Raw genomic sequence first — 25347 nt, forward strand, 5'->3', positions numbered from 1 at the left:
CATATTCAAGCTACACTCTGCGCCTGTTTGCGTTCCGTGGAGTGAGGAGCTTATGCGAGGAGCACACTCCTTAAGCAAGTTGTTTAAGAATATCTTTATTGCTTGGTTGTCTTGCACCTTTGTATTTTCAATTGTGGCTGCCTTCACTTATGTGCATCAAAAAGAGACCGCTAAATCCAATCTTGTCACCGTAGCGAGTCGAATTGTATCTGACATCAACAAAGAGTTTGTCGTTGTAGACGATACCTTAAAACACGCCATCCACCTTTCTCCAAATTGCGACCCTGAGGGTTTACACCACATGCGTCGATTGGTTTTTGAAAACCCTGGCATGAGCGAGATAGGGATCGTAGATAGTAAAGGGAAATTGGTCTGCAATTCTTTTGGGCAACTCACTCCACCTGTGAATACCAGTGCCCCAATAAAAAAGCCCGGACTTAGATACTATGGCCCAATTATTACCGACTATTTAGAACTTCCAGCCTTTGTTTTAGCGCGTACGAGAGACGATGGTTATGAGGTAAATGTGTTGATGCCGGATCATTGGCTAAAGAGTATGCTTGATATCTCGGCTCATCATAATACCGATTTTGCTGCTTTGGTCGACAATAGCACGGGCGTGCCAGTTTTTTTAAATGGTAAATACGCTTTGCCAATCCGCCAAAAACTATTTCCAACTGCTAATAGCCGCGCAGTAGAAGGACTCTTTGATGATGAAAAGGTAAAGTTTGCGTACGTTGCAGCTATTCCGAGTTTGCCGCAGATGAGCTTAATTATTGCAAAAAATGATGAGCAACTAGTGAGTCTAGGTTGGCTGTGGCTAGTACTTTGGAGTGTGTTGTATTGCGCCTCTTGGGTTGGCCTCACGTTGTTATTAATCAGCTATGACAAGCGCCAGCTAAGCAGTAAAACACAAATATTAAGAGCATTGGCAAATGATGAGTTATTTAATGTGTATCAGCCTCTTGTTAATGCAGAGGTGCCATCGATAGTGGGCGTGGAAGTACTCATTCGTTGGCGTCATCCACTTGAAGGAGTGCTCGGCCCCGCTTACTTTGTGCCAGAAGCTGAGCGTGATGGTACTATTTTAGATATCTCGATAGCACAAGTCGAAAATGCTGTGCGAGATTTGACGGACATCTTAGCCGCTCAGCCAGACTTTAAGGTTTCTTTTAACGTTAATGGTTTACTTCTGGGCTCTAAACGCTATATCGACGCCTTACTTGCTGCAAAAAACCAAATATCCTCGTTGACTATTGAATTAACTGAGCGTGATGTGCTGACGCAGGCTCAAACGAAAACGGTACTCACCGAGCTCAAACGTGCTGGAATAGAAATCGCGATTGATGATTTTGGCACGGGATATAGTGGTTTGCAGTACTTACAAAGTTTTCCGATCGACCTGCTGAAAATAGATCAGAGCTTTGTTGCATCAATTGGCCTAGATACTTTGCAATCTCCGGTTTTATCGGCCGTGATTGATATGGCGGAAAAGCTGGATAAAAAACTGATTGCTGAAGGGGTAGAAACCCAAGCTCAAGCTCGTTATCTCAAAAGTCGAGGGGTGAATGTGCATCAAGGTTGGCTTTATTTCAAAGCACTGGAACTGCCGCAACTACAGCGTGAGATAGGTAAAGTGTTAGATAACAAAAGAGCGGCTTAACCGCTCTTATTTAATTAAAAGGCCCAACTATTATACAACTTCAGCGAAGTAGCAACCAAATGCATCAAGAGTTAGTACATTTGCGCTTGCCGTGCCACTTAGGTGCTTCAGGTCACACTGTGTTAATGCAACTTCAGGAAGTGTCACGCTTTGTTGAGTAGCTGCTAAGTTGAATGCGCACAGCAGTGTCTGGGTTTGTGTTTTACGGTAAAAAGCTAACACCGGCTCTGGGGTATCAATAAACTCAATGTCACCTGTTTTTAGTACAGGTTGCGCATTTCTCCACTGTAAAAAGGCTTGATAGTAGCTGAGCGTTGAATTGCTATCTACTGCTTGTTCGTCTACTGCTCGTAGAGCATGTGCTTCAGAAACTGGTAACCAAGGCTTAGACTCTGAGAAGCCAGCATTGGTTTTTGCCTTCGTCCACGGAAGCGGAGTTCTACAGCCATCACGGCCTTTAAAGTTTGGCCAAAAGGTAATGCCATATGGGTCCTGCAGCTCTTCGAAGGCAACGGCGGCTTCGCCAAGTCCTAATTCTTCGCCTTGATACATACAGACGCTACCGCGCAATGAACCGAGAAGGGCGGTGAGCATTTTGACCTGTGTATCGTTTACCTTGCCATCTACACTCCAGCGACTTGCTACCCGTTCTACATCGTGATTTGCAAACGCCCAACATGGCCAACCTTCGGTCATGACTGACTCTAGGCGAGAAACCGTTTCTCTGATGTACTTTGCACTATAGTCGTTAGTTAGCAGCTCAAAGCTATAACCCATGTGTAGCTTGTTACCATCGGCCGTGTACTCTGCCATTGTTTGCAAAGAGTCTTCTGAGCTTATCTCACCTAAGCTAACTGTGCCTGGGTATCTATCTAATAAGGCACGGATCTCTTCCATGAACAGTAAGTTTTCAGGTTGCGTATTGTTGTAATAATGGTACTGAAAAGCATAAGGGTTGTCTTCGCTAAAGCCACGACCTTGACGAAGCTCAATAGGCTTAGCTGGATTATCCCTAAGCTGCTTATCGTGAAAACAGAAGTTGATGGCATCTAGTCTAAAGCCATCAACGCCTTTTTTAAGCCAAAATTCGACGTTGTCTAGCACGGCTTTACGTACTTCAGGGTGATGAAAGTTAAGATCCGGCTGCTCAGTGAGGAAGTTATGCAGATAATATTGGCAACGTCTAGGCTCCCACTGCCAGGCGACACCGCCAAAAATGGATAGCCAATTGTTTGGTGGACTGCCGTCTGGATTGGCATCGGCCCATACATACCAATCTGCTTTGTCGTTTGTTTTGTCTTCACGACTTTCGACAAACCAAGGGTGTTGATTTGAGGTATGACTAAGTACCTGATCAATAATGATCTTAATATCACGGTTATGTGCTTCGCTGATAAGCGTGTCAAAATCGTCGAGTGTACCAAACATAGGATCTATATCGCGATAGTCGCTAATATCATAGCCAAAGTCTTTCATTGGTGACTTAAAAAATGGTGAAATCCATACTGCATCAACACCAAGCGATTTAATGTAGTCTAGTCGTTGAATAATACCCTGTAAGTCGCCAATACCATCTGCATTACTGTCCTGAAAGCTACGCGGATATATTTGATAGATAACCGCGCCTTTCCACCATTCATTATTTACCATGCACTTTCTCCAGGCTATGTGCGTGTTTGTTCTTTGGCAGTGCTGAGTATCAAGTAAATACTATGCTAGGCACTTTCACCATTAATTTTGCCAAAGAATACGTCATGCTCATGGGGCTGTAAAAAACCTGCATACGTATGCAGGTTTTGTTGGGTAAATTTATGATAAGTCATTTACATAATTTTATTTTATAAAATAAATTTACCAATATTGGCCTTTAAAAAGGAATAACCAGACAAATAAAGCTTTTCGAGAGAGAGCTTTTGGTAAGACCAATTTAACTTGGGTATGGCTAGTGATGACATGTTGAGGATATTTTGATGCTCAGTCGACAATAATAGCCCATGAAAGTTAAGATTTAGTGAAATTAAAGCAGGTAAATAAATGCGGTCGGTCTTATGACCTTAACTAATAAAAATGTATATTTATCATGTAGTTGAGTTTTAACCCTGTAAAAAGCCTGTAAATTTCGTTGAAATGCACTAGCTTTGAATACGTATGCATAAAGTTGTTTACAAATTTAATCAGCCGCTAGTATTTGACTGACAACAACTGTGCTCGTTTGTTTTTTCATCAGTTTGCACGCCTGATGAACAAATCGCACAATATAATATGGTTAATTGGGATAAAACATTATGTCTAAGTTCAAACCTAGTTTACTCACGCTGGCATTAATTTCCGCAGGTATTACTAATGTCGCGTACGCAGAAGAGCAAGCTACCAAAGCAAAAGATGAAAACGAAAAGAAAGTAGAAGTTATCGAAGTTAAGGGCTTCAGAGCGAGTGTTGTTCAATCTATCAACACTAAGCGCTTTTCGGATGAAGTTGTAGAATCGATTACAGCTGAAGATATCGGTAAATTACCAGATTCATCAATTGCAGAGTCAATCGCTCGACTGCCAGGTTTGACAGCACAACGACTTGATGGCCGTGCAAGTAAAGTTTCAATACGTGGTTTCGGTGAAAATGAAAGTGCTACGACGTTTAATGGTCGTGAGCAAGTCTCTATCGGTGATAACCGAGGCGTTGAATTTGACTTATATCCATCGGAAATTATGAGTGGCGTAACTGTTTATAAAACGCCAAGTGCAAGTTTGGAAGCCGAAGGGATCGCGGGTGTAATAGACATGCAAACTGTGAAGCCCTTGAGCATTGATGAGCGTGTTGTGCAAGTAAACCTTGGCTATGAAAAAACAGGGTTTGATAAATTAAATCCAGATGGCAATGACGATGGTTTACGTGGCACTTTCTCTTTTATTGATAAGTTTGCAGACGATAAAATAGGGGTTGCATTTGCACTGACTACTATGACATCTCCAAACCAAGAAAAACGCTGGAATGCGTGGGGATATCCTGAATTTAAAGGTAGGGATGGTAATACCTATTCTATTTTAGGCGGTGCTAAGCCCTTCGTTCGTTCGTCAACATTAGAACGCGATTCAGCAATGTTAGTGGTGGAAGCTGCACCGACCGACAGGCTGTCGATGGTATTTGACGCACTATACGTCGACTTTAAAGATGAAAAGATTCTCCGTGGTATAGAAATTCCATTTGCTTGGGGTCAAGGGACAATCTCTGCAGCCGGTGCTACCGTTGACCCAGAGTCTGGTTTTGTTACTAGTGCGGTGACCCAAGGCCAGCGTGTCGTTGTGCGCAATGACTATGAAGACCGAGATGCAGAATTAACCTCTTTTGGTTTTAATGCTGCTTACGATTTAACAGACACAATCCAACTTGAGTTTGATGCCAGTCACTCAAATGTAGATCGTAAGATTTGGAGTTTAGAAAGTTACTCAGGGACAGGTCGAGGCGATGCTCGAGGTGTTGCAGATAACTTAGGTTACGCATTTACTTCTGGCAATACGGGCGCGGTATTTTCTCATCAGCTTGATTACAGTGATTATGATCTGATTAAAATCGGTGGTCCGTTATCATGGGGTTGGAGTTCAGCACTAAATGAAAAATATGGTGTTGTGGGAACTGACTACGAAAACCAATTACAAGATGGATTTATTAACGCGCCGACAGTTGAAGATGAACTGACGTCATTGAAATTGGCTGCAAAGCAATCGATTGATAGTAGCTTTATTAAGTCAATTGAATACGGCATGTCTTATCGTAATCGAGAGAAGACGAAACAGTCTGAAGGTTACTTTATGACTATTGGGAGTTTCTCATACCCTGATAATCCAGGCATGATGACGGTTCCTGAAGAATATAGATTAGGCACTGCTAATTTAGACTTCATCGGCATGGGTAATATGATTGCATATGACTCACGATCGATGGTTGCTGATGGTATGTTTGGTTTGCTTGCTGAAAGCTTAACCAATTCAAGCCATGCTACCAAATCGTGGCAGGTTGAAGAAGAGGTGATAGCAGCCTATGTTCAGGTTGGTATCGACTATGAGCTTGATGGAATGCCGCTCACGGGCAACGCGGGATTACGCTACATAAGAACTGAGCAAAGCTCTAAAGGCAACGCATTTGATACTATTGATGGAAAAGTTGTAACATCTCCTACGGATGCAGAGCACGATTATTCCCATCTATTACCGAGCCTAAACTTGTCGCTTAAAATTGATGATGAGCAAACAGTGCGCTTTGGTTATGCAAAAACTATTTCTCGTGCCCGTCTAGATGAGATGAACGCTTCATTTAGTGCTACTTACAACCAACAACCTGATGATAATGGTAACTACTGGAGTGTATCTGGTGGCAATCCGTTATTGGAGCCAAAAGAGGCAACTGGTTTTGACTTGACCTACGAAAATTACTTTAGCCCTGAAGGTTATTTTTCTGCGGCTGTATTCTACAAAGACATCACGCAATGGATTTTTGATGGTAATTATGAAGTCGATTTAACGGGTGTAGCAGATCCTGCTACGGGTGTTGTACCACCAAACAGCATGGGATCTGGCAGTGGTAAAGTTAATGGCGGCGGCGGTGATCTCACAGGCTATGAACTTGCTGTAACACTACCATTCAACTTATTCCACGATAGTTTAGAAGGTTTTGGTTTAATCGCAAGTCATACCGGCGTTGACTCAGATATTCAAGACCAAAATGGTAATGACTATGAGTTACCTGGTTTATCGAAAACAATCCAAAGCTTTACACTTTACTACGAAAACTATGGTTTCCAATTCAGAACCAGTATGCGTAAGCGTAGTGACTTTAAAGGCGATGTTTATGGTTTAGGTTTTGATACAGTACAAGTAGACATTCTTGGTGAAACCATTTGGGATGCGCAAATCGGCTATGACTTTGCTGATGGAGGCTTCGATAGCCTAGAGGGATTAACCGTTAACTTCCAAGTTCAAAATATCACTGAAGAGCCATTTACTGCACTTTCTGGCGATAATGCTCTACAAGTACGTGATTACCAAGATTATGGTCGCACCTATATTCTTGGTCTAAGCTATAAGTTCTAATTAGAGCTTATAGCTACAAAGCCCTTGTCTATTTTTGCAAGGGCTTTTGCGTATTTAAGGGGTAAACAATTGTGGCATCAAGTGAAATAAAAAATGTCGTAATTTTGGGAGGCGGTACTGCGGGGTGGTTAAGTGCGGCGCTGCTGTCTAAAGTGATGAGTGATATTGTCAAAATTACGGTTGTTGATTCTACCAAGATCGGAGCTGTTGGTGTTGGTGAAGCAAGTATTCCTCCTTTGGTTGATTTTAACCGTGCGCTTGGTATTGACGAGCGTGAGTTTATGCGTAAAACCAATGCGACCATTAAACTTGGAATACAATTCGAAGGATGGGGACGAGCGAATAATAGTTATATGCATGCCTTTGGACAAATAGGTAAGCCTTTTCCGTTTTGCGACTTTTATCACTTTTGGTTGAAGTCGCAGCAATTGGGTGAATCGAGCAGTTTTTGGGATTTCTCTCTTAACTATCAAGTCGCTAAAGCAAATAAGTTTGCACCGCTTACGAAAATTCCCAATACCTCACTTGCTGGTGTTTCTTATGCTTACCACTTTGATGCGAATCTTTATGGCGAATTTCTAAAGTCGTTATCACTTAGCCGTGGAGTGGTACATATCGACGCAAAAGTGGAATCAGTAAGTTTATGCCCAAATACGGGGTATGTCACAACACTATGCCTTGATGATTCCCAACAGGTTTCAGGAGATCTATTTGTTGATTGCAGTGGGCTGAATGCATTGCTGATTGATGGAGCATTAAACGTTGGCTATGACGACTGGTCTCATTGGTTAGCAGCAGATAGTGCTTACGCGCTCCCAACTACGCTCTCAAGCGATGATATTGCGCCTTATACTCGATCAATCGCTCATGCTATTGGTTGGCAGTGGCAAATCCCTTTGCAAAATCGTGTTGGTAACGGTTTTGTCTTTTCTAGTCGTTTTACGGATGACCAAGCCGCACTAACAGCACTAGAGGCAAATTTGCAAGGAGAGCCTCTGGCAAAGCCAAAGCTCATCCGCTTTAAAACAGGAATGCGAAGAAAGCAGTGGCATAAAAATGTGTTTGCAATTGGGCTGTCGAGTGGTTTTCTTGAGCCACTTGAATCAACCAGTATTCATCTTATTCAAACTTCAATTGTTAGGTTAATTAAACACTTTCCTAAGACCGGCTTTGACGATGTTCAAATTGCTGCAAGCAACGCTAGCTTTACTCGAGAAATGGAGCAAATTCGTGATTTTATTATTCTACATTACAAGGCAACTACGCGCAGTGATAGTGACTTTTGGCGTTGGTGTAGACAAATGGAAATTCCATCGCGACTGCAAAACAAGCTCGAACTGTTTGAGCAAACGGGCCAATTAGCTCGTGATGAAGAGGACTTGTTCACAGAAGCTGCTTGGCAGCAAGTGTTAATTGGGCAGGGCATACAAGCCAGAAAATGCCACCCGTTGGCAGACCAATTAACGGACACACAGCGACAAGAGCTGTTCTCTAGCCTTAAGCAAATTTATCAAAACATAGCGCACGAGCTACCGACACATCGCGCTTTTTTAAGAAGCTATTTAACATGAATCGAATAAAAAAAATAACAGTAACAACTCTCATGGCATTTGGGTTTTATGTAAATCAAGCTAGTGCCATTGATTTGAAAGTAGAGCCGCAAAACTGGTGGGTTGGTATGAAACACCAGAAAGTAGAGCTATTGCTTAAAGGTGACAATATACAAGGTACAACATGGCAATTAGTGCCTTATGCCGATGTAAGCTTGTCGAGCGTTAGTTTCGGTGATAGTCCAAATTACGCTTTTGTCACACTGAATATTGGTGAGGATGCAAAACCTGGTGTTCTAACACTAAAGAATCAAGACCTCAATCTCTCATTTAATTATGAGTTACAAGCACGAGTAGATGGGAGTCGAGAGCGTGTCGGCTTTTCAAGTGAAGATGTCGTCTATTTACTAAACCCTGATCGTTTTGCTAATGGTGATCTTAGCAATGACTCTGTGCCTGCAATGATTGAAAAAGCACAGCCTAACTTTCGAGGCGGTCGTCACGGAGGTGATATTCAGGGTGTGATCGATCATCTCGATTATCTTGCTGATATGGGTTTCAGTCAAATATGGATGACTCCGGTACGCGAAAATAATATGCCAAGCTACTCCTATCATGGTTATGCCATGACAGATTTTTATCGTATTGATCCTAGAATGGGTAATAACGCCCTCTACAAGACCTTAGTTGATGAGGCTAAAAGCCGTAACATTGGCATAATCATGGATATGGTACTCAACCACAGTGGCAGTGAACACTGGTGGATAAAGGACAAGCCAACATTGGACTGGATAAACTTTGGTGGGGAGTTTAGTAGTACAACCCACGCTCGGCAAACAGTGCAAGACCCCCACGCAAGTGAATATGACAAAAAGCAGTTTGTGGAAGGCTGGTTTGTACCAAGTATGCCGGATTTAAACCAACGGCAACGACATATGTCTAATTATCTTATTCAAAATGCTATTTGGTGGATTGAGTATGCTGGGCTAAGTGGTATTCGAGTCGATACCTATTCCTATTCTGATAAGGCCTTTTTATCTGAGTGGACTGAACGGATCATGGAGGAATATCCAAATTTCAATATAGTGGGTGAAGAGTGGACGCCAAATTCTGCTATTGCGAGTTATTGGCAGCGTGGCAAACAAAATCGCGATGGCTATATGTCGAGTTTACCAAGCGTGATGGACTTTTCATTGCAAGAAGCACTTATTCAAGCGTTGAATGAAGAAGAGAGTTGGAACACAGGTTGGATAAAAGTTTATCAATCCATCGCCAATGATTTTCAGTATCCAGACCCAGATAACCTCTTAATATTTGCTGATAACCACGACATGAGCCGAGTTTATAGTCAATTAAAGCAAGATTTGAATAAAACCAAATTGGCAATGTCGCTGCTATTAACGACTCGAGGTATTCCGCAAATTTACTACGGCACAGAAGTCTTGCTTGATAATACCCCATCGGATGACCATGGTGATATTCGTATCGATTTTCCAGGCGGTTTTCCTGAACATAAGCAAGACGCTAAAACAGGACTAGGCCTCAATAAGTCTCAACAAGAAATGCAAGCACACTTGCGTCAGTTGTTGCAACTTAGGAAGGCAAATCCAGTGCTGCAAAAGGGGAAGCTTGTTCATTTTAGTCCTTTCGATGGGATCTATGCCTATGCACGTATTCAAGATGAGCAGCAAGTATTGGTGCTGTTGAATAAGAGTAAGCAAAAGCAAAGCGTAGTATTAAGCCGATTTGGTGAGTTTTTAAAATCGGTATCGCAAGGAAAAGACTTATTGACTGGCCAGATGATGAGATTACAAGACACTATTGATGTAGCACCAATGAGTACGACGTTGCTGTTACTGCAGCATTAAGGTGAGATGAATTAAAGTCTGAATACGTATGCAGATGGTTCAATGCACTTGGATACGCAAGTAGACTCTTTTAAAACAGCATTATGACAACACTATGAAAAATAAATCTCTACTATTGGCTGTGTCAGCGCTTTTGGGTGGTGCAGTAAGTTTAAGCGGCTGTGGCCCCAAGCCAGTTGATAAAAAAACCGAACAAATGACATTGCAATCGGAAGTGGCACCAGTGAGCAAACCCGTTGTTTATCAAGTCTTCACAAGGCTCTTTGGCAACACCAAAGCGGTGAACAAACCTTGGGGAACGCTAGAGGAAAACGGCGTAGGCAAGTTTTCTGATTTTACTCCTACGGCATTACAACAAATTAAGGCGATGGGTGTGACCCATGTTTGGTATACCGGCGTGCTCCATCACGCTGTAGTGACGGATTATAGCAAGTATGGGATCAGCCAAGATGATCCTGATGTTGTAAAAGGCAGAGCGGGTTCACCTTATGCAATAAAAGATTACTACAACGTTAACCCTGATCTTGCTAACGATCCTTCTGCACGACTGGCTGAATTTGAAGCCTTAATCAAACGCACACATGACGCCGGCTTAAAAGTGATCATTGATATTGTGCCAAACCATGTCGCTCGTAACTATGAGTCACTCGGTGCGCCTAAAGGAACTGTCGATTTTGGCGCGAATGACGACACGCAAGTTGCATATGCTCGGGACAATAACTTTTATTACGTGGTTGGTGAGGAATTTACCGTACCAACGAGTGAAGGCTATCAGGTGTTAGGTGGTGGATCTCATCCATTGGCGGATGGCAAATTTGCAGAAAATCCAGCAAAGTGGACCGGTAACGGAGCTCGTGCGGCAAAGCCTGATATTAATGATTGGTATGAAACCGTCAAAGTGAATTACGGGGTGAAGCCTGACGGTAGCTACGATTTCGACCGCTTGCCTGACGATTATGCTCAGCAGGATTACCGTGCACATTTTGAATTTTGGCAACACAAGCAATTGCCAGATAGTTGGTACAAATTTCAAGCCATTACCCACTTTTGGTTAGAAAAGGGCGTAGACGGTTTCCGTTACGATATGGCGGAAATGGTGCCAGTAGAGTTTTGGAGCTTCTTAAACTCGTCGATTAAAACAAAAAATCCTGAAGCTTTCTTGCTTGCTGAAGTTTATAACCCCACTTTATATCGCCCGTATATCAAGCAAGGGAAGATGGATTACCTTTACGACAAAGTGGGTTTCTACGACACCTTGAAGGCGTTAATGCAAGGCAAAGGTAGTGCCCAAGCGGTGTTGGATATGCATCAATCGGTAGCCGATATTGCCCCCCATATGTTGCACTTTTTAGAAAACCATGATGAGCAGCGTATCGCAAGCCCTGAATTTGTAGGCGATCCGCTAAAAGGTAAACCCGCAATGGTGGTTAGTCACCTGATAAGCACAGCGCCATCGATGATCTATTTTGGACAAACATTAGGGGAAGACGGCTCTGAGCAGGCGGGGTTCGGCAGTCCAAGCAGAACCAGTATCTTTGACTATATTGGTGTACCCGAACATCAAAAATGGATGAATAACGGGGAATTTGATGGCGCGCTACTTTCAAATGAGCAAAAGGCACTTCGTAATTACTACGTCAAATTACTCAATCTTGCAAAGCAGCCGGCGATTGCGGCTGGTGAATACCAGCAAGTCGCTCTGAGCGCTGAGATGTCAAGCAATGCTGAAACAGTCATGGCATTTGGCCGTAAATTAGGTCAACAAAAGCTGTTGGTCGTGAGCAACTTTAATGCAGAACAAGAACAAATAGTCACCGTCAATCTGCCTAAAGAGTGGCATGGTGTTTATAACGATATTTTAGAGTCACACCCGACTTTACATTTACAACCAACGACTGATGGCGAGCACGCCAACGCAACGATTACGCTAGCACCGCTTGCCAGCGTGGTTTATCAATTAGAGAAGTAACCTATGCAACAAGAACAACAAAAACCACAACTCAGTTTTTGGCAGATATGGAATATGTGCTTTGGGTTTCTTGGGATCCAATTTGGTTTTGCACTGCAAAACGGCAATGTGAGTCGTATTTTTCAAACCCTCGGTGCTAAGGTCGATGACATCCCTATTTTGTGGGTTGCAGCGCCCTTAACGGGTTTAATCGTGCAGCCAATTATCGGCTACTGGAGTGATAGGACATGGGGAAGACTTGGACGTAGAAGACCATTTTTCTTGTGGGGGGCTATTCTCACCACGCTATCGCTTTTCATCATGCCCAATTCTCCAACGCTTTGGATTGCGGCGGGTATGCTGTGGATCATGGATGCGTCAATTAACGTCACGATGGAGCCGTTTAGAGCATTAGTAGGTGATAATCTGAATGAAAAGCAACGTGCAACAGGGTATGCGATGCAGAGCTTTTTCATTGGTGTTGGTGCCGTGGTCGCGTCTGCGCTGCCTTGGATGATGACCAATTGGTTTGAGGTGAGTAACACAGCTCCTGCAGGACAAATCCCTGACTCGGTAAAATACGCATTTTACTGGGGGGGAGCTATTTTGTTCATCTCCGTATTGTGGACGATTCTAAAAACGAAAGAATATAGCCCTGAACAACTCGCAGCCTTTGAACAAGCGCAAACAAATACGCAAAGCGCAACACTGTCAGACCTACCTGTGAACTTTTTAAAAGGCAGTGCGGTGAGCGGTTTCATTGGCGTTATTGTGTTGCTTGCCGTTGCACTTCTTGGCCTTGAAAAAGAGCTTTATTTGCTCAGTGGGCTGCTTATCGCCTTTGCAATTGTATTTGTCATTGCGCATGTGATGCAGCAAAAACAGCGTATAAGTAATGGTTTTTATCATGTTATTTTTGACCTATTTACGATGCCAAAGACCATGCAGCAGCTTGCTGTGGTGCAGTTTTTTAGCTGGTTTTCGCTATTTGCCATGTGGATCTATACCACCTCAGCGGTGACGAGCCATCACTATGGTACGTCAGATGTAACGAGCAAGCTTTATAACGACGGTGCTGATTGGGTCGGGGTGTTATTTGCAGCCTACAATGGCTTTGCTGCTATTGCTGCGATGGTGATCCCATTCATGGTTAAGCGCATCGGCCTCAAAGGGGCACATGCAGCTAACTTGTTTTTTGGTGCAGTGTCTTTAATTAGCTTCAAATTTATTGGTGATCCCACATTACTTTGGTTGCCAATGGTGGGCATTGGCTTTGCTTGGGCATCTATTTTGTCATTACCTTACGCGATGTTAAGTAACGCTTTGCCAAGCAACAAAATGGGTGTATTTATGGGGATCTTTAACTTTTTTATCGTGATCCCACAATTACTCGCCGCCAGTATTCTAGGTCTAATTCTGCGTCATGGTTTTGATAACCAACCGATATTCGCACTCGTCATCGGAGGCGTGTCATTTTTACTCGCTGCATTAGCTGTTTCAAGAGTCACGATAAAGGCTCAATAAGGAGAACGAGATGATTAAACTATCAACAATCGCACTTGCCTTAGTAAGTGCTGGCCTCGTGGGTTGCGGATCACAGCAATCTGGCAATGAAACCCTGACGGCACCAGGTGCACCTGGCGTTAAACCTTATTGGTCATACTCTGGAAAAACGGGGATAGGTACATCGTATGAAGCCTACGAAGACGGCAAGTACAGCGATTCTACGGTTACTAAAGCAGTTTCAAAGGTATGGTTTTCTGTTGCAAAAGGGATGATCACAGAGACCATGTTTGGACTTATTCACCAAGCGCAGATCAAAGACATGCAATTTATCATCGTGGGTGACGGCTTTGCAGTGAAAGAATCTGATACTGACGCCCTAGATGTCACGATTGACTACCTTTATAAAGATGCCAGTGGGCGACCGTTATCGCTAGCTTACAAAATTTTAAGCAAGGACAAACAAGGTCGCTTTACCCTTGAAAAGCACATTTTTACCGACCCTGATGGACAAACCTTGTTTGTTAGAGCAAAAGTAGACAGTGCTCTCAAAGATGTAAAGGCTTTTGTGAACGTTAATCCATACGTGAATAACAATGGCTTAAACGATTTTGCGAAAGTGACAGAGCAAGGTCTGTTAGCATGGGAAGGTAAGAACTATCTCTCTTTGCAGAGCAAAACCGGCTTTGTTGAAGCATCTGTTGGTTTTACTGGCACCAGCGATAATTTAGCGGCACTTGAGTCTACAGGACATATAGCTCGGGCTTATGCGTCTACAGGCAAAGAAAGTGGCAACGTTAACTGGTTGGCAAACTTAGGGCAAGTAAAGGGAAGCAGCACCTTTGATCTTACCTTGAGTTTTGGTCATTCTCAGCAGCAGAGTTTTGCTGAGGGGGCTGCCACATTAGCCAAAGGTTACGATAAAGTACTGGCTGATTATAATGGCCAAGGCGAAGCGACGGGCTGGCAAGATTATCTCGAAAGTTTAGCGCCACTAAAGTCCATGACGGCAAATACCGCAGACAACGGCAAGTTACTTTACACCAGTGCGCTAGTGCTTAAGGCGCAAGAAGATAAAACCCATGCCGGTGCGCTGATAGCATCGTTGTCAAATCCTTGGGGTGACACAGTGCCTGCAGAGCAAGGCCATACCGGTTATAAAGCTGTATGGGTACGTGATTTTTATCAAGTAGCAATGGCATTTTTGGCGATGGGAGATACACAAACAGCACTCACTGCTTTTGAGTATCTAGAAAAAGTGCAGGTGACGGATAAAACACCGGGTAACCACGGTGATACTGGCTGGTTCTTACAAAAAACGCATGTAGATGGCGAGCTTGAGTGGGTTGGTGTACAACTTGACCAAACGGCAATGCCGATTATGCTGGCATGGAAACTGTGGCAAGCGGGTGTGTTAAGCGATGATAGACTGGTTTATTGGTACAATAAGATGTTAAAGCCTGCGGCTAATTTCTTAGTTGAAGGAGGACTGGCTAAAATCTTGTGGAATGACACGCAAATCACACCGCCTGCGACGCAACAAGAGCGTTGGGAAGAGCAAAATGGCTATTCACCATCGACGACCGCGGCAATCATTGCAGGCCTGGTGACGGCGAGCGACATTGCTAAATTGGCCGGTGATAAAGCGGGACAAGAGAAATTCCTTGCGACGGCGCAGCAGTACAATCGTGATGTTGAGTCATTCATGTTCACAACCAAAGGGAGTCTGCAAAGCAAACACAGTGACGGTCAATATTTCTTCCGTATTGGACAAGACGAAAACCCTAATTCCAGTACGACCTTAAATGCCAATAATGGCCGCAGCGGAATGGATAAGAAGCAGATCATCGACGGTGGCTTCTTGGAACTTGTGCGTTACGGGGTTAGAGGGGCTGACGCCCCGAGTATTGTGGCTACCATACCTGAATACGATGATGAGTCGATAGCTGAAAATTTAAGAGTAAAATATAGCTTTAAATTTGATGGCGATGTTAATAGTTATCCGGGGTATCGCCGTTACGGTAACGACGGTTATGGTGAAGACGAGAAGCGCGGTATCAATTATGCCGAAAATGGTCAGAATACCGATGGCCAACGCGGTCGAGTGTGGCCTTTCTTTACCGGAGAGCGTGGTCACTATGATATTGCCCTGGCGCTGCTCGATGGTGAGTTGAGTGCGGATGAGCAGAGCAAAATACAAAATACCTATGTGAAGGGGATGGAGCACTTTGCTAATGAAGGCATGATGTTACCAGAGCAAGTATGGGATGGTGTGGGTAAAAATACCTTTGGTTATCAACTTGGCGAAGGAACCAACTCGGCGACGCCTTTGGCTTGGACACATGCTGAATACGTAAAGTTAGTACGCTCTCTTAATGAAAAACAAGTGTGGGATCACTACCCAATCGTAGAAAGTAAACTGAAATAACAAGCAGTAAGTAAACACATAAAAAATGCCGAAGATGAGTTCGGCATTTTTTATTCGATTCCGCTGAAGATCTAGGGCCTGTTTATCTTTCAAGTTTGTTTTTGCAGCAAACAGCAAAGGTCAAACAGGCCCTAGCTATCGCGAAGATTGTCTAATAATAAGTTTGGGCGGCAAGAGAGTAGAGGCTACTGCTTCACCTCGGATAAGCGTAAGTAAGTTATCGACCAGCATTTGTCCTGCCAATGTGGTGTTTTGCTGCACAGTAGTTAAAGAGGGAGAAACATAACCCGCCGCGGCAATGTTATCAAAGCCAACGACATGTACATCATGAGGGACGCGAACGCCTGCTTCTTGAAGCGCCTTAATCGCGCCAATAGCAATGAGATCGCTAGCTGCGAAAAGCGCGTTAAATTTAACATTGTTGGCGATTAAGGAGCGAGTTGCATGATACCCAGAGTCTTCTGTGGAAATCGCATTTGCCATCTTACGGTCGCTCACCTCAATACCTTTTGCTTTAAGGGTGTCTCTAAAGCCTTTAAAGCGCGCAAAAAATTCTGGGCTGTGATCCGAAGCATCGCCAATAAACGCACAATCTGTTCTGACCATATCGATTAAATGCTTTGCAGCCAATACACCACCACCGTAATTGTCGCAGCTCACAGTTAGGTCTGGACGGTTATCAACCGTTGCCCCCCAACAAACAAACTTTGTGTGGTTGTCGAGTAGAGTTTGTAACTTTGACTGGTAATCGATGTAATCACCATAGCCTAGTAAAATTAACCCGTCAGCACGATGGCTGTCCTCGTAATCGGCATGCCAATCACTGCTCGTCGATTGGAACGATACTAAAAGGTCATAGCCTTCTTTTGCGCACGCTCGGGTAATACTGCCAAGCATGCTTAAAAAGAAAGGATTAATTTGTGACTCGTCTTCTGTGGGATCTTCAAATAACAGCAAAGCCAATGTACTGCTTTGCTGAGTGCGCAGATTACTCGCGTTTTTATCGACCTTATAGTTAAGCTTTTTAGCAATCTCATGAACGCGACGACGAGTTTCTTCGTTAACCAAAGGGCTATTTCTTAGGGCGCGCGACACCGTAGATTGCGAAACGCCAGCATAATGGGCGATATCAAATGAAGTTGCTTTACCTTTCATGTTCTTCTCAACGCTTAAGACAGTGACATTGTCAGCCATTCAATTTTTTTTTCAACCAATTTCACCGAATTTGCAAATTTTTATTGATACAGTCTGACACCGGTGTCATAATGTCGATGTTTTATCATTTTGTTGTCAAAACGTATTTGGCTGCCCTATGCCAAGGGCAGCATTTTTTTACCAAATTAGCAGAATAATAGGTAAGAGCAAAAGCCAAGGCGTGCAAATTTTGGCGAGTTGAGACAGTAAATTGCAGGACGTGTGCTGGCAGCCCTGATGTTAGCCCAAGCATAATCGCAGTGATAAAGAGATAATAATATGAGCCAGACAACAAGCCATTCATCCGTGCCGTTTGAGCCGATTGTCGTTGCCGACATCGGGGGAACAAACGCCAGATTTGCAATCGTGTCAGATTTTGATACGCGAACTAACCATTTTGTAATTACGCATCAAGCCACTTTTCCTAGTGCTGAATTCCAGTCTTTTGAATCCGCTATCCAAAAATATTTAACTGAGCTACCTGTTGCGCAGCCAAGCCGAGCCTGTCTCGCGGTTGCCGGTCCTATCAAATCTCAGCAAGTTCATTTAACTAATTTAGGTTGGCATTTTAATTCCGAAGACATCAAAGCCCAGTTCGATTTTACCGAACTTGCCGTGATCAACGACTTTGCTGCCTTTGCCTATGCGGCGCCCTACTTAGCACTAGAGAAAAACCTAGTGATTAAGCAAGGCCAGCCTGAATTAGGTGCAAATATCGGCGTAATGGGTCCTGGCACTGGATTTGGTGCTGCTTGTCTTGCTAGAGATATTAACGGCAGCGCGGTGATGAGCTGTGAAGCGGGACATATCTCGCTTGCACCGGTTACCGCCTTAGACAAAGAGCTGTTAACGGTACTGCGCGCGAGTATTCAACATGTCTCAGTCGAGACGGTGTTTTCGGGCCCAGGTATTGCGAGACTCTACAAAGCCATGGCAGAAGTGCGTGGTGAGCAAGCTAAAGATCTTAATGCGGCGCAGATCAGTGCGCTTGCGAAAGAATGTAAAGTGTGCGACGCAACATTGAGTCACTTTTGTGACTGGATGGGGAGTGTGGCTGGCGATTTAGCACTGACTTTTGGTGCCTTAGGTGGTGTTTATATAGGTGGTGGGATCTTGCCGCGGATGAAAGCGCGATTACAAGCAAGTAGTTTTGTTGAACGCTTTACCGAAAAAGGCATGATGTCACAGTACACGAGCCAAATTCCAGTTACTTTGGTGGTACAAGATAATATCCCACTGATTGGCGCAGCTGCATGTATTCATGAGCGACGCCGGGCTTAAGGGAAAATCGATGAAAAAAGTAACTATTAATAGCGTTGCCGAATATGCCGGAGTGTCTAAAAAGACAGTATCTCGGGTATTAAATAACGAGCCAAATGTTAGTCCAGCAACGCGGGAAAAAGTCCTGAAGGTCTTTGAAGAGCTGAATTATAAGCCTAACCCTATCGCACGCGGTTTGGCACAAAATCGTAGCTTTATCATCGGTTGTTTATACGACAACCCATCAAAAAGCTATATCACGCGAGTGCAAAGTGGTGCGCTGGAAGCGTGTCAGAAACATAGTTACAATTTATTGATACATCCTTGTGAGTTGCGCGGCCAAGACCTTATCGACAATGTTGATCAGCTGCTTACCACATCGAGACTTGACGGTATTGTGCTTACTCCGCCGTTTTCAGACTCCAATGAGCTTATTGCTTTTTTAAAGCAGCGCAATATTCCTTATGCACGCGTTGCTTCTGCCATTGAAGGCGATGACTCGATTTCAATTCGCAGTAATGACGAGCAGGGCGCTTTTGAGTTAACTGAGCACTTGATTAATTTAGGTCATACCGAAATTGCCTTTATTAAAGGTCACCCTGATCACAGTGCCACAGAAAATCGTTTTTCTGGTTACCAAAAAGCACTGGCAAAGCATGGTATTGAATATCGAGAGCGGTTAGTTGCAGAAGGTAACTTTAGTTATCACTCAGGTGCAGACAGTGCAAAAGCCATATTGGACTTAGAGCCAAGACCAACGGCTGTATTTGCATCAAATGACTACATGGCTGCAGCCGTGTTAAAACTTGCTACACAGCGAGAGATCAAAGTGCCCGAGCAGTTATCTATTGCTGGGTTTGATAACGCACCTATCGCAAGGCATATTTGGCCGGGTTTGACGACGATAGCACAACCTGTGGAAGAAATGACTCGGATAGCGGTAGAAGAGCTGATTAAGCATATATCTCAACCGCAAGAAGCACCGTTTCAGCAAGTTTTAGAAGCTAAACTCATCACTCGAGAGTCGACGAAAGCGCGCTCGAATTCATAACTTTTTCAATTTTTATACTTGCCCCAAAGCCCAACGCTTAGCCGTTGGGCTTTTTATTTTCGCAGCTACTAGGGAAACGTTGCGGACTAGATAAATGCGCAGATTTATGTCGCGATAATCAGGCTCGCTGACCCAGTGATTGAAGGTCACGTTGCCAAGTTAAGGCTCATTGTAAACTCCCTACCAAATAATGATTTCGCTCAATCATTAATATTATGCTTTTTGTCATAATAATTACTAATAAAATCAGTTAGGTAATGATTTTAATACCGTAGATATCGGCAAAGTTTTAAGCGGTTATAATTTGGTCATTTTAAAAAGTTAGACTAAATTTATAAGAAGGGTTGACACCGGTGTCAGCTTTATGCGTAAATATAGTGACACCGGTGTCAGGTTGGGGTGAGAGACAACCTGATAGCGTACCTTTGAACGGGTAAATCAAAGCAGCTCTGTACAAGGATTACCACGAATGCTGGTAATCGTGCAGAGCCTTTTTCCTCTAACACTAGAGAGTCAGTAATATGTTGCATCCACGAATTCAGGAAGTCACCGAACGCGTCATTGAGCGAAGCAAAGCAACACGTCAAGCCTATTTAGCTCGAATCCAACAAGCAAAAAAACAAACGCGCGTACGAGCGGGACTGGGCTGTGGAAACCTAGCACACGTAATGGCTGCTTGCTCAAGCAGTGATAAGGCTCGCCTAAAAGAAGACGAGCAACCAAACCTAGCAATTATCAATTCGTACAATGACATGTTGTCTGCGCACGAACCTTATAAAGAATATCCAGATTTAATTAAAGCAGTGGCAAACAAGTTTGACGCGACTGCACAAGTAGCGGGTGGTGTACCTGCTATGTGTGACGGGGTTACCCAAGGCCGAGATGGCATGGAACTGTCTTTGTTCTCTCGTGATGTTATTGCCATGTCAACAGCGGTGGCATTATCACACGATGTCTTCGATGGGGTTTTCTGTCTTGGTGTATGTGACAAAATCGTCCCAGGACTATTAATTGGTGCTTTGTCTTTTGGCCATTTGCCGATTTTCTTTTTACCCGCAGGTCCAATGCAATCTGGGATCCCGAACAAAGAAAAGGCACGTATTCGTCAAAAGTTTGCACAAGGCTTAGTCAGCCGCGAAGAGTTACTGGAAGCTGAGAGTGCTTCATACCACAGTGCAGGTACTTGTACTTTCTACGGTACGGCAAACTCGAACCAGATGCTAATGGAGATCATGGGTCTTCATTTACCTGGTAGCTCGTTTATCAACCCATACACAGAATTAAGAGATGGCTTAACGGCGAGTGCGGTTGAGACCATGCTCACTCAGCTACTTGACGGTAAAAGCGGCAATGCACTTGCGGATATCGTGAGTGAAAAAACGGTGATCAATGGTTTGGTCGGTTTGTTGTCTACTGGTGGTTCTACCAATCATGCCATTCACTTAGTCGCAATGGCAAAAGCGGCTGGCATTCAAATCACTTGGAAAGACATGGCGGATTTGTCTGAAGTAGTGCCGTTATTAACGCGTATTTATCCAAATGGTCATGCCGATGTAAACCACTTCCAAGCGGCTGGTGGCATGGGCTTCTTAATGCGTGAATTAAGAGATGGCGGCTTCTTACACAATGACGTAAAAACGATTGTGGGTGAAGGGCTTGATGCTTACACGAAGGAACCGCTACTGGATATCAACAACAATGTGATCATCAGCGATAACCAAGGTCCTGCCAAAGTGAAGTGGGTACCAGTACCTGAGAATTCACTGGATGAAGAAGTGCTTCGCCCAGTAGCAAACCCATTTAACAAGCAAGGCGGCTTGCAACTACTTAATGGTAATTTAGGTAAAGCGGTGATTAAAGTGTCTGCGGTACAAGAGCAGCACCAAACGGTGACTGCACCGGCGAAAGTATTCAGCTCTCAAAGCGAATTACAAGAAGCCTTTAGTGCTGGCAAGCTTAACCAAGACTTTATTGCCGTGATCAAAGAGCAAGGCCCTAAAGCGAAAGGTATGCCTGAGTTACATAAACTGACACCTGTCATGGCTACATTACAAGACCAAGGTTTTAAAGTGGCGATTGTGACTGATGGTCGCATGTCTGGTGCTTCGGGTAAAGTACCTGCGGCGATCCACCTTGCGCCGGAAGCGGTTGAAGGTGGTGCAATTGCAAAAGTACACGAAGGTGATTTGATCACCTTAAATGCACCAAAAGGTGAATTAGTGCTACACGTTTCTGATGAAGAAATGGCACAGCGCGAATTACAGCTTTCACCGCAATCGCAAACATTTGGTACGGGTCGAGAGCTATTCTCAGGATTTAGACACGTAGTGAGCAGTGCAGATCAAGGCGCATGCTCATTTGGCATCGAAGAATAATAACAGTGGGAATGAGGGTGAGCATGAGTATTAAAGAGATATTGTCAGCAGCACCAGTGGTTCCGGTTATCGTTATTGATAACCTCGAAGACGCGGTGCCGCTTGCTACGGCATTGTTTAATGGTGGCTTAAAAGCACTTGAAGTGACACTTCGTACACCGGTGGCAGCGCAAGCGGTAAAAGACATTAAAGCGGCCTTACCAGACGCCTATGTTGGTACTGGTACGGTAGTGGATAAGGCAACCTTTAATGCCTCTGTAGAAGCCGGCGCTGACTTCATGGTAAGTCCAGGTGTTAATGACGAATTATTGGAACTGGCTAAGTCGTCAAGTATTCCATTTCTTCCAGGTGCTGCAACGCCAAGCGAAGTGATGAAGCTTGCAAGTCACGGTTTTGAATTCTTAAAGTTTTTCCCAGCAGAAGCTGCAGGTGGTGCACCAATGCTTAAATCCATTGGTGGACCAATTCCACAAGTTAAATTCTGTCCAACGGGTGGTATTTCGTTGGCAACTGCACCTAAGTATCTTGCACTCGACAATGTGGTATGTGTGGGCGGTACTTGGATGCTTGATAAAGCACTTATCGCAAACAAAGACTGGCAAGCCATTGAAGCGCTTGCGAAACAAGCAAGTGAAGTAAAATAGATTAGGGGACAGTTATCATGATTAATATCGCAATTAATGGCTATGGACGTATCGGTCGTAACGTACTTCGTGCACTGTACGAGTCAGGTCAGAATAAAGACATCAAAGTCGTTGCCATCAACGATCTCGCGCCTGCGAACGTAAACGCGCATTTGACCCAATTTGACTCTGTACATGGTCGCTTTCAAGAACAAGTTGTTCTTAACGACAACACACTCGTCATCGGTGGTGATGAAATCACGCTAACGCAAGAGCGTGACCCTGCAAATCTTCCTTGGAAAGCGCTAAACGTTGATATCGTACTTGAATGTACTGGGCTGTTCACTTCTCGCGAAGCTGCGGCTAAACACATTGAAGCCGGTGCGAAAAAAGTGATTGTATCTGCGCCGGGCACAGATATGGATGCAACGGTTGTTCATGGTGTTAACAGCGAAGTGCTAAATGCTGAATCAACCATTATCTCTAACGCATCTTGCACCACAAACTGTCTTGCGCCTATTGCAAAAGTATTGAATGATACTATTGGTATTGAGCAAGGTAGCATGACAACCATTCATGCCTACACCAACGATCAGAATCTATCAGACGTTTACCACCCTGATTTATATCGTGCACGTAGTGCCACTCAGTCGATGATCCCGACGAAAACGGGCGCGGCAAAGGCGGTTGGCTTAGTGCTTCCTGAACTTGCTGGCAAACTAGATGGTATGGCGGTTCGTGTGCCAACCATCAATGTATCATTGGTTGATTTAACGTTTGTTGCTAAGCGTGACACTTCAAAAGAAGAAGTGAATGCGGCAATCAAAGCGGCTGCTGAGGGCGCGATGAGTGCAATCCTTGAGTACAATGAATTACCTTTGGTTTCTATCGATTTCAACCACAATCCAGCTTCTTCAGTGTTTGACTCAACACAAACCAAAGTAGATGGAAAGCTGGTAAAAGTGATGGCTTGGTATGATAACGAATGGGGCTTCTCTTGCCGCATGCTAGACCAAGTTAAAGCACTAGGTGCATTTTTATAATCAGGATTAATTTCTGACCAAAAGCTCTGCAGCTCGCGGAGCTTTTTTGTTTTTGACGGAAAAATTGCCATTCTTCCTTATCAATTAGTATAAGTTCCTTGAGGATCGGCACCGTATATGGAAAAATTCACCACACAAACACCAATAACTCCAAACGAGGATTCAATTATGCGCATCATCTTGCTAGGCGCGCCGGGTGCAGGTAAAGGTACTCAAGCTCAATTTCTAATGGACAAATATGGGATCCCTCAGATCTCTACAGGCGACATGTTACGTGCTGCTATCAAAGAAGGGACTCCGTTGGGTCTTGAAGCGAAAAAAGTCATGGATGCAGGTCAACTAGTATCTGATGAAATCATTATCGGCTTGGTAAAAGAGCGCATCGCAAAAGAAGATTGTGCAAATGGCTTCTTGCTTGATGGCTTCCCACGCACAATTCCACAAGCAGATGCAATGAAAGAAAATGGCATCAAAGTTGACCATGTTATCGAATTTGACGTGGCAGATGAGATCATCGTTGAGCGTATGAGCGGTCGTCGTGTACACCCAGGTTCTGGTCGTGTTTACCACATCGTTTACAACCCGCCTAAAGTAGAAGGCAAAGATGACGTAACGGGTGAAGACCTAATCATTCGTGATGACGACACTGAAGAGACAGTACGTAAACGTCTGGCGATTTACCATGAGCAAACAAAACCACTGGTAGACTACTACAGTGCGGAAGCGGATGCTGGTAACACGCAATATCACAAACTAGATGGTACACAAGCTGTTGATGCGGTAAGCAAGCAGTTAGGTGAACTATTGGGTTAATATTCGCGATGATTAGGAGCCATATATGGCTCCTGTTCTATTTTTATTAATGAGTTGAGCATTGACTCATTATTACCTTTCTAGCTGTCTGGTTTAATATTCCCCACGTTAATTATGGCCAGCTGAGTAAATTTGCCCTGTTCAGCGTTTGGGTAGGTGTTCGCTGTCAATTCGCGACACGTTTGTAAGCGCTTGGGTTTAGCCTCCAAGAACCCTAAATGGCTCCATTAGGCTTAACTGTTGTTACGTTTGTTATCATTGAGACTTTTATTTATTCCCTATTTTCTATACAATTCTTCGTTTTTAAAATTGCGGAAAAATTAGAATGGATATCAAAAGGCTAGCGCTAGTACTGTTGCTCGGAAGCTTCCAAGTAAAAGCGCAAATGAGTGTAAAGCAGTTTAGCTGGTCGCCTTCAGTCATTGATGTTGGTGAAAGCACGACTTTCTATTGGAATGTTGAAGGGGCAAAGTATTGTCAGGCATATCCGCATAGTAGTGGAAATACGAGTCCGAGGGCTACCTCTGGGCGTTCAGGACCGCACCGATACACGAGTGCAGGAGCGCACACGACGCATTGGTTTTGTGAGGACTACCAAGGGAATCGTGTAGATTTAAGAGCAACAAGGGTCGTTCGAGAGCCACTTCCTCCTAGGCCGTCATATTCACCAGTGGCGAGTCCTGCTGCGAGTTACCAACCGGTAAATCAATCTCTCACTATTAGTTGGGGGGCAGTGTCTGGCGCTACTTCTTATCGATTATATCAAGACGGAACCTATATCTATGGTGGCAGTGGTAGAAGCACTGTCGTAAAGCTGAGCAATTATGGGCATCGCTACTATAGCGTTGAAGCGTGCAATCAAGGAGGTTGTGCGTCTAGATCACAGGCAATTCCAGTTTTTTTCTATACTACACCGGGCGCTGTAAGCAACCTAACGGGCTCAG

The 25347-nt window shown here is 44.0% G+C and carries 16 protein-coding genes; 14 read left to right on the top strand and 2 right to left on the bottom strand.

The window, feature by feature from the left end; genetic code table 11:
* Positions 1–52 precede the first annotated feature (52 nt).
* Positions 53–1663 carry an EAL domain-containing protein gene (locus MHN30_RS23155; RefSeq protein WP_069021097.1) on the top strand — a complete coding sequence of 537 codons (1611 nt, stop codon included), beginning with the start codon at positions 53–55 and terminating at the stop codon, positions 1661–1663.
* A 30-nt stretch (positions 1664–1693) separates the two neighbouring features.
* Here MHN30_RS23155 and MHN30_RS23160 read toward each other — a convergent pair whose 3' ends face one another.
* Entirely contained in the window at positions 1694–3313 is a 1620-nt protein-coding gene (locus MHN30_RS23160; protein WP_239361247.1) for an alpha-glucosidase family protein, read from the bottom strand.
* 635 nt (positions 3314–3948) lie between these two features.
* Here MHN30_RS23160 and MHN30_RS23165 point away from each other — a divergent pair.
* From MHN30_RS23165 to MHN30_RS23190, 6 genes are all read left to right on the top strand, one after another.
* Positions 3949–6747, top strand: a complete 2799-nt coding sequence (locus tag MHN30_RS23165; RefSeq protein ID WP_239361248.1) for a TonB-dependent receptor — start codon at positions 3949–3951, stop codon at positions 6745–6747.
* 71 nt (positions 6748–6818) lie between these two features.
* Positions 6819–8318 (top strand): tryptophan halogenase family protein, encoded by a 1500-nt coding sequence (locus MHN30_RS23170; protein ID WP_130164368.1) that lies wholly within the window; start codon positions 6819–6821, stop codon positions 8316–8318.
* A gap of 32 nt (positions 8319–8350) precedes the next feature.
* Entirely contained in the window at positions 8351–10165 is a 1815-nt protein-coding gene (locus tag MHN30_RS23175) for a glycoside hydrolase family 13 protein (protein WP_239361255.1), read from the top strand.
* 94 nt (positions 10166–10259) lie between these two features.
* Positions 10260–12134: an alpha-amylase family glycosyl hydrolase gene (locus MHN30_RS23180; protein WP_130164367.1), complete on the top strand. Its 1875-nt coding sequence runs from the start codon at positions 10260–10262 to the stop codon at positions 12132–12134.
* 3 nt (positions 12135–12137) lie between these two features.
* A complete protein-coding gene (locus MHN30_RS23185; protein ID WP_069021104.1) occupies positions 12138–13637 on the top strand; it encodes an MFS transporter in 1500 nt (499 codons plus the stop codon).
* Between the two features lie 10 nt (positions 13638–13647).
* On the top strand, positions 13648–16044 hold the full coding sequence (locus tag MHN30_RS23190; protein WP_239361249.1) for a glycoside hydrolase family 15 protein: 2397 nt from the start codon (positions 13648–13650) through the stop codon (positions 16042–16044).
* 135 nt (positions 16045–16179) lie between these two features.
* Here the strand turns inward: MHN30_RS23190 and MHN30_RS23195 are convergent, their stop codons facing one another.
* Complete coding sequence (locus MHN30_RS23195; RefSeq protein WP_010378014.1) at positions 16180–17199, bottom strand: LacI family DNA-binding transcriptional regulator; 1020 nt, start codon at positions 17197–17199, stop codon at positions 16180–16182.
* A 318-nt stretch (positions 17200–17517) separates the two neighbouring features.
* Here MHN30_RS23195 and glk point away from each other — a divergent pair, with 318 nt between their 5' ends.
* The 7 genes from glk to MHN30_RS23230 all read left to right on the top strand — a co-directional run.
* A complete protein-coding gene (glk, locus tag MHN30_RS23200) occupies positions 17518–18519 on the top strand; it encodes a glucokinase (protein ID WP_039495541.1) in 1002 nt (333 codons plus the stop codon).
* A 10-nt stretch (positions 18520–18529) separates the two neighbouring features.
* Positions 18530–19549 carry a LacI family DNA-binding transcriptional regulator gene (locus tag MHN30_RS23205; protein WP_010378018.1) on the top strand — a complete coding sequence of 340 codons (1020 nt, stop codon included), beginning with the start codon at positions 18530–18532 and terminating at the stop codon, positions 19547–19549.
* 521 nt (positions 19550–20070) lie between these two features.
* A complete protein-coding gene (gene edd / locus MHN30_RS23210) occupies positions 20071–21924 on the top strand; it encodes a phosphogluconate dehydratase (protein ID WP_239361251.1) in 1854 nt (617 codons plus the stop codon).
* A 23-nt stretch (positions 21925–21947) separates the two neighbouring features.
* Positions 21948–22568, top strand: a complete 621-nt coding sequence (locus tag MHN30_RS23215) for a bifunctional 4-hydroxy-2-oxoglutarate aldolase/2-dehydro-3-deoxy-phosphogluconate aldolase (protein WP_010378022.1) — start codon at positions 21948–21950, stop codon at positions 22566–22568.
* A 17-nt stretch (positions 22569–22585) separates the two neighbouring features.
* Entirely contained in the window at positions 22586–23590 is a 1005-nt protein-coding gene (gap, locus tag MHN30_RS23220; RefSeq protein WP_010604051.1) for a type I glyceraldehyde-3-phosphate dehydrogenase, read from the top strand.
* Positions 23591–23758: 168 nt separating this feature from the next.
* Positions 23759–24403, top strand: a complete 645-nt coding sequence (gene adk / locus MHN30_RS23225) for an adenylate kinase (protein WP_010378026.1) — start codon at positions 23759–23761, stop codon at positions 24401–24403.
* A gap of 325 nt (positions 24404–24728) precedes the next feature.
* On the top strand, positions 24729–25347 hold a 619-nt coding region (locus MHN30_RS23230; protein WP_239361253.1), incomplete at its 3' end, for a hypothetical protein.

It is taken from the genome of Pseudoalteromonas sp. OF7H-1, from assembly GCF_022347825.1.
GTDB lineage: Bacteria > Pseudomonadota > Gammaproteobacteria > Enterobacterales > Alteromonadaceae > Pseudoalteromonas > Pseudoalteromonas maricaloris.

Bases quoted from the DNA above. Each gene is read 5' to 3' on its own strand.
- MHN30_RS23155 (WP_069021097.1), top strand. From the start codon at position 53: ATGCGAGGAGCACACTCCTTAAGCAAGTTGTTTAAGAATATCTTTATT.
- MHN30_RS23160 (WP_239361247.1), bottom strand. From the start codon at position 3,313: ATGGTAAATAATGAATGGTGGAAAGGCGCGGTTATCTATCAAATATAT.
- MHN30_RS23165 (WP_239361248.1), top strand. From the start codon at position 3,949: ATGTCTAAGTTCAAACCTAGTTTACTCACGCTGGCATTAATTTCCGCA.
- MHN30_RS23175 (WP_239361255.1), top strand. From the start codon at position 8,351: ATGGCATTTGGGTTTTATGTAAATCAAGCTAGTGCCATTGATTTGAAA.
- MHN30_RS23180 (WP_130164367.1), top strand. From the start codon at position 10,260: ATGAAAAATAAATCTCTACTATTGGCTGTGTCAGCGCTTTTGGGTGGT.
- MHN30_RS23185 (WP_069021104.1), top strand. From the start codon at position 12,138: ATGCAACAAGAACAACAAAAACCACAACTCAGTTTTTGGCAGATATGG.
- MHN30_RS23190 (WP_239361249.1), top strand. From the start codon at position 13,648: ATGATTAAACTATCAACAATCGCACTTGCCTTAGTAAGTGCTGGCCTC.
- MHN30_RS23195 (WP_010378014.1), bottom strand. From the start codon at position 17,199: ATGAAAGGTAAAGCAACTTCATTTGATATCGCCCATTATGCTGGCGTT.
- glk (WP_039495541.1), top strand. From the start codon at position 17,518: ATGAGCCAGACAACAAGCCATTCATCCGTGCCGTTTGAGCCGATTGTC.
- MHN30_RS23205 (WP_010378018.1), top strand. From the start codon at position 18,530: ATGAAAAAAGTAACTATTAATAGCGTTGCCGAATATGCCGGAGTGTCT.
- edd (WP_239361251.1), top strand. From the start codon at position 20,071: ATGTTGCATCCACGAATTCAGGAAGTCACCGAACGCGTCATTGAGCGA.
- MHN30_RS23215 (WP_010378022.1), top strand. From the start codon at position 21,948: ATGAGTATTAAAGAGATATTGTCAGCAGCACCAGTGGTTCCGGTTATC.
- gap (WP_010604051.1), top strand. From the start codon at position 22,586: ATGATTAATATCGCAATTAATGGCTATGGACGTATCGGTCGTAACGTA.
- adk (WP_010378026.1), top strand. From the start codon at position 23,759: ATGCGCATCATCTTGCTAGGCGCGCCGGGTGCAGGTAAAGGTACTCAA.